Raw genomic sequence first — 6425 nt, 5'->3', positions numbered from 1 at the left:
GCGCCGAAGCGCGTCCGGGCGGTGGGGGGCGGGAGGGGCGGCACGCGCGCGTGCCGCCCCTCCCGCCCCCCACCGCCCGGACGCGCTTCGGCGCGTCAGGGTCTCAGTGCTTCAGTCCCGACGTTCCCACCCCGAGGACCGACAGCACCCCGTACTTCGGATCGTCCTCGTCCCGGACCAGTTCGCGGCGGCCGAAGAAGATGTGACCTCTCTCGTACGTGATGTCCGACTTCTCCGGGTCGCTGAGGTCGCTCTCGTCGTCCTCCGGGAGGTGGAAGAGGAGGTACGGGGTCTCCTTGTCGGTACGGGGGTTCCAGGCGACCACGGCCGCCGGCTGGACCGTGTCGAAGCTGCGGCGGTAGAGGATCAGGTCGTCGCCGCTGGTGCGCAGCGGGATGACCTGCTGGAAGGGGCGGCCCTCGAACTTGCCCACGGAGGTGCCCTTGGTGAGGTCGAAGGCCACGATCCAGCCGGCGGGCTCCTTGAGGCCGGAGCCCTCCTTGCTCATGACGTACAGCCGGGTGCGGCCCACGACCAGGCCGTCGCACTTGTCCACCGTGCCGAACAGCGACGCGAAGAAGTAGCGTTCGCCGCACTTGGGTTCGTAGCCGCTCATCGAGATGGTGGCCAGATGGGTGCCGTGGGCGGGGTCCAGGGTGAGCAGGTCGGTGACGTCGGTGTCACCGGCGGCCACGGCCACGACGGGCGGGTCGGAGCTGGGCAGGAAGACCTCGTCGACGCCGTCGGTGAGCTTGTACGTCCACCGGGTGCGGCCGGTGCGCGGGTCCGTCTTCTCCACGCGGTAGGTGGCCTCGGAGCCCTCACCGCAGGTGACCAGCGCGAGGAGTGCGCGGCCGCCGGCGAAGCCCGTGTCGTGGCAGCGCGAGACGGAGGTGGTGTTCCACAGCCGCTTGCCGGTCCTCATGTCGTACGCCACCGAGCCGTGCCCCCATGCCGCGGCGACGACGCCCTTGGTGAGCACCAGGTTGGTGTTGGTGGCGTAGGCGAAGTCGGCGGCGGGCATCTTCGCCTGCCACAGCTTCTTGCCGGTGTCGAGGTCGAAGAAGACGACTTGGTCGCAGACGCCCTCGCCCTTGGGGCCCTTGTCCTCGGGCGGCTGGACGACGACCGCCGTGCGGCCGTCGGCGGTGACGTCCTTGGTGGTGGCGCAGATGTGCCCGGCCAGCTTCAGGGTCCAGGCCGTCTCGTCGTAGGTGGGCTCGATCTTGTAGCCCTCGACGCGGTTGGCGACGCCCCGGGCGACGATCTTCTCGGTGGCCCAGGTGCCGGGCGCGTAGCGCGGGTTGTTGTCGGTGTTCTTGGTCAGTTTCTCCTCGTTGTGCTGGGTCACGATCTGGCCCTCGGGCGATACGGGGGGCTTCTCGGTGCCCTCCCGTATTTCGTCGGGTGCCTGGTGCGCCGTCACCGCCTGGGCGGCCGGGTCCTGGTCCGCGCCGCGGTACCAGAGCAGGCCGCCACCGAGGCAGAGGGCGGCGGCCGTGACCGCGGCCGCGATGCCCAGGACGCGTCTGCGGCGTCTGTGCCGGGTCTTGTCCGCCGCGCGCGCGGACTCGGTGTATATCGAGGGGGGTGGGCCGAAGCTCACGCTGAGAGGTCCTTCCGGTGGCCGCGACGCAGGTCGCGGGTGACGACGGGCACGGCGGCCTCGATGGGGCCGGGGGCCGGGGCGGACGGCGGCTCGGCCAGGTCCGAGTCCTGCCGGCGCGCACCGGGTTCAGGACGCCCCAGCCGACGTGGCCGTCGCGGCCGGTGGTGACGCGCGGCCGTCCGCCTGGTCCGGGTGACGATCCGGGCGGTGGTCCGGCGGAGGTGCTGGAGCGCGGCAGCGCCGGCGCCGAACGGGGCGCAGAAGCCGGTGTCGCCGTCCGTGCACTGACCGCCGCCGGGCACGGTGGAGACGATGTCCCCGCCGGACACGGCCACTTCGGCGAAGAGGCCCGCCCGCGAGGAGAAGACCTGTTCGTTGTTGCGGCCGTGGGAGGCCACCGCCAAGGCGGCCGAGCCGGGCACGACGGCCCGCAGCGGCTGGGGCGTCCCCTCCCTCGAACCGGATGGTGACGGGTGGAGAGAGGCCCTCAGGGTGCGCAGCCTTGCGCACGCGCCGGCGTTGAGTGCGTCCCGCCGTGATGCCATGAGTGTCTGCGTTCTCCCCGTTGTCGCACCGGTCGCCACCCGTACCGCGCTGCGATGCCAGACCGGCCACCACTATGCATGGTGTCCGGGGGGACCAGTGCAGCGGGTGGGGTACGAGGGCTTCCGTCAGGCCCAAGTCTGGCGTCCGCGAGGTGAGTTGCGGACACAGTGATGGCTTCCGGTACGCGGTCGCGATCGCTCGGCCCGGGGGCGGGCCGAGGGCTGCGTGGCGTCGGCCCCGGAGCCGCCCACGGGCCGCCGGCGAGGACGGCGGGCGCGCACCGACGGAGCCGAACCCGGATCCGGTTCGCGACCCCGACCCGAACGGGGCAAAAAACTGAGGCAGTTGACGCTTCGTCAGAAGTGCGCAACGAACCCTCCGGTGCAGTCCGGCACGGGGCCGGCCCTGCTGCCCGCCCCGGAGTGCGAGCTCGCGTTGCGGACCTGCTCCGTTCGTCCGGTGTGTTCGCCGGGTATGCCTCGATCCGCCTGCTGCGTGCCGTCCCGGGAGCGGTTCCGGACACGGTGTGACCTCCCAGTCGCCGACTGGGAGATGGGCGGGCCTGCCGAGGTGTGCCTCGTGGTGATTAGGCTGGGAGCGGGCGCGATGCCGGACCCGTGGACCGGGCGTCGGTGTCCCGGGGGGAGGAATCGGTGGATACGGCCGTACTGCCCCGGACAACTCGGAACGACACGACATGGCCGGCCCGGCACGGGACCGCGGGCCGGCCACACCAGGAGGAACTGTGAGCAGCGATCGGGACGGGATCCGCGGGGGCTGGGCCACACCCGGCGATGACCAGCCCGACGCGGAGTCCGCCGTCGAGACGACGGGCGAGTTCACCATCGACTACGCGCCACCCGCCTGGTACACGCAGAACGCGTCGGCCGGCTCCGGGGACCCGGGCGACCCGGGTCAGGCGAGCGGGTCCGGCGACCGGGGCGGCCCCGCGGAAGACACGGCAGGCGCCACCGGGCCGCGGCCGGGCGGCGCTCCCTCCGGTCCGCCGGTCACGTCCGGTCCTTCCGGCGCGCCCGTCTCGCCGCCCGTCTCGCCGCTGCGGCCGGGTATGGCGATCCCGGGGCTGACGCCGCCTCCGCACGCCACCCAGGGGGCGGCCGGGGTCACGAATCCGGGAGCGCCGTTCACGCCTCCCGCGCCTTCTGCGCCGTCCGCGCCCGCTCCGGGCGCCCCGTTCACGCCGCCCGTCGCTCCGGGGGCGCCCTTCACGCCTCCGGCGCCGCCCGCGCCGGGGCCGGGGGCGCCCTTCACTCCGCCCGCCGCCGCTCCGGGCGCGCCGTTCACGCCGCCGGTTCCGGGGGGCCCGGCCGCTCCGGCGCCGGGTGCGCCGTTCACGCCGTCGGCTCCGGCTGCCGGGCCCGGGGCGCCGTTCACGCCTCCCGCGCCGCCCGCGGGAGGTCCGGTGGCGGTGCCCAGGCTGCCGGTGGGGACCGGGTTCGAGCCTCAGCCCGAACCGCGGCCACAGGCGCGCCAGGAGGACGGGCCCGGCAGCGGTGACCTGGAGAGCGGGGCCACGATGCGGTTCTCCGCGGCCGCGCTGAAGCGGGAGTTCGCCGAGATCGAGGCGCAGGCCCAGGCGCAGCCGCAGCCGGAGGCCGAGGCCCAGCCGGAGGCCGAGGTCCAGCCGGAGGCCGAGGTCCAGCCGGAGGCCGAGGTGCAGGAAGCCGCCGCCGCGCAGCACGGTGACCCGGCCGGCGTGGCGGACGACGGTGGCGAAGTGCATGGCACGGCCGATGGCGAAGTCGTCCCCCTGAACGCGGATTCGTTCGGCCTCGACGACGAGGAGGGCGACGACCTCGACGGCAGGCACGGCACGGGCCTCGCGGGCGCGGATGCCCCGGACGCCGAGCAGGAGCCCGAGGAACCCCGGGCCGACACGGACCCCGGCCCGAGCACCACCACCAGCGAGGATGACGCCGACGAGGGCTCCTCCGACGCGGACGACTCCGTGGCGAGCGCGCCCGTGACCGACGCCGAGCCCGCCGCCGAGTCCGACGCCCCGCAGCCCACGGACCCCGTACGCCAGGACAGCGCCCCCGAGAGCAGCGCCGCCGAAGACAGCGCTCCGCCGAGCACGGACGCGGCCCCGGCCCCGGCTCCCGAGCCGCAGGACGCCGTGCCGCCCGCTTTCCCGGCCGCCCCCGCTCCCCCGGCCGCCCAGGACGCGCCCCCGTCCGCTCCCCCGGTCTGGACGCCGCCGGCGCCGCAGCAGGGGATGCCGCCGCTGCCGCCGGCGTACCAGCCCGCCGCACCCCCGGCGGGCGCCCAGTGGCCCGCGCAGCCCGCCCCGCAGCAGCAGCCGGGCCAGGAGCCGGTCCAGGTGCCGGGGCAGCCCGTGCCCGCCGCGCCCGGGCAGCAGCCGGCGTTCCAGCCGCAGGCACCGCAGCCCGCGCCCGCCCCCTGGGACCAGCAGCAGGCACCCGCCCCGGCGTTCCCGCAGCCGGACCGGCCGCAGGGCCCCGTGGCCCCGGTCCCCGCTCAGCAGGCCGGCTACGGCTTCCCCCAGCCCGGTCACCCCGGCGTCCAGCCCCCGGCGGTGCAGCAGCCCCACGCCGCTCCTCCGGCGCCCGCGCCCCAGCCCCAGCCCCAGCCCCAGCCCCAGCCCCAGCCCCACTGGGAGGGTCAGCCCGGCTACGGCTTCCCGCAGCCCCACGTCCAGGCCCAGCCGCAGCCCCAGCCGCCCCAGCCCGGTTACGGCTTCCCGCACCCCCAGGCCCCCACCGACGGCCCCGGCGCACCCGCCCACCCCGGTACGCCCATCGCGCCCAACCCCCCGGCCCAGCCGACCGGTTACGGCTTCCCGCAGCCGGGACAGCCCCCGCAGGCGCCCCAGGCCGAGCCGCCGGCGCAGACCCACCCGCAGGCCGCCGCCGCCCCGCAGCCGCCCGTCGATCCCCGTACCGGTGCCGCCTGGCCGCAGCCCATCCAGCACGACCAGCGGCAGCCGACCAACCCGGGGGCCGCGCCACTGGGTTACACCGCCGCCGTGGAGCTGTCCTCGGACCGGCTGCTGAACAACAAGAGGCAGAAGGCGAAGAGCGGGCGCCCGGCGGCCGCGTCCTCCCGGTTCAAGCTCGGCGGGAAGAAGGAGGAGGCCGAGCGGCAGCGCAAGCTCGAGCTGATCCGGACGCCGGTGCTGTCCTGCTACCGCATCGCGGTGATCAGTCTCAAGGGCGGCGTGGGCAAGACCACCACGACGACCGCGCTCGGCTCCACGCTGGCCACCGAGCGGCAGGACAAGATACTCGCCATCGACGCCAACCCGGACGCCGGTACGCTCGGCCGCCGTGTGCGCCGGGAGACCGGGGCCACGATCCGTGACCTCGTCCAGGCGATCCCGCACCTCAACTCCTACATGGACATCAGGCGGTTCACCTCGCAGGCGCCCTCCGGACTGGAGATCATCGCCAACGACGTCGACCCGGCGGTGTCCACCACCTTCAACGACGAGGACTACCGGCGCGCGATCGACGTGCTCGGCAAGCAGTACCCGGTGATCCTCACCGACTCCGGCACCGGTCTGCTCTACAGCGCCATGCGCGGCGTCCTCGACCTCGCCGACCAGCTCATCATCATCTCCACGCCGTCCGTGGACGGGGCGAGCAGTGCCAGTACGACGCTGGACTGGCTGTCCGCGCACGGGTACGCCGACCTGGTCTCGCGGTCCATCACGGTGATCTCCGGTGTGCGCGAGACCGGCAAGATGATCAAGGTGGACGACATAGTCAGCCACTTCGAGACCCGTTGCCGGGGTGTCGTCGTGGTGCCCTTCGACGAGCACCTGGCCGCAGGCGCCGAGATCGACCTGGACATGATGCGGCCGAAGGTGCGCGAGTCGTACTTCAACCTCGCGGCGATGGTCGCCGAGGACTTCGTACGGCACCAGCAGTCGCACGGGCTGTGGACCAGCGACGGCAACCCGCCGCCGGTGGCCGCACCGCCCATGCCGGGCGGACCGTACCCGGGCCGGCCGTACGCCCCCGGCCAGCAGGGCCAGCCGTACGCCCCCGCACCGCAGGGCGGCCAGCCCTACATCCCCGGTCAGCCGTACGCACCCGGACAGGCCCCGCACCCCGGACACCCCGGGCACCCCGGTCCGCAGCAGCCGTACCCGCAGCACCCCCAGCAGCCGCAGCAGCCGCAGGCACCCGGGCAGCCGTACCCGCAGCCGTATCCCCCGCAGCAGGGGCAGGGCTAACCGCAGCAGGAGCCGCCGCGGCAGTAGGCCGATGGACAGAGGACGAAGGGC

Annotated in this window: 3 protein-coding genes; 1 reads left to right on the top strand and 2 read right to left on the bottom strand. The window is 74.6% G+C overall.

All coding sequences use genetic code 11. From position 1 onward, the window contains the following. Window positions 1–103 precede the first annotated feature (103 nt). Window positions 104–1606 (bottom strand): outer membrane protein assembly factor BamB family protein, encoded by a 1503-nt coding sequence (locus ACZ6CZ_RS26180; protein ID WP_469025655.1) that lies wholly within the window; start codon window positions 1604–1606, stop codon window positions 104–106. Next, window positions 1603–2031, bottom strand: coding sequence for a hypothetical protein (locus ACZ6CZ_RS26175; RefSeq protein ID WP_469025653.1), 429 nt, complete (start codon window positions 2029–2031; stop codon window positions 1603–1605). The genes ACZ6CZ_RS26180 and ACZ6CZ_RS26175 overlap by 4 nt, the downstream gene beginning before the upstream one ends. Window positions 2032–2852: 821 nt before the next feature. Between ACZ6CZ_RS26175 and ACZ6CZ_RS26170 the strand changes: the two genes are divergently transcribed. Continuing rightward, complete coding sequence (locus ACZ6CZ_RS26170) at window positions 2853–6374, top strand: SCO5717 family growth-regulating ATPase (protein ID WP_469025651.1); 3522 nt, start codon at window positions 2853–2855, stop codon at window positions 6372–6374. Window positions 6375–6425: the final 51 nt, after the last annotated feature.

It is taken from the genome of Streptomyces sp. NPDC041135, assembly GCF_055592085.1.
The sequence above is the reverse complement of the archived record's forward strand: the minus strand, read 5'-3'. Positions and strand labels throughout refer to the sequence as shown.

What these genes read in the sequence shown, in the direction of transcription:
- ACZ6CZ_RS26170 (WP_469025651.1), top strand. Translation starts at nt 2,853, where the DNA reads ATGGCCGGCCCGGCACGGGACCGCGGGCCGGCCACACCAGGAGGAACT.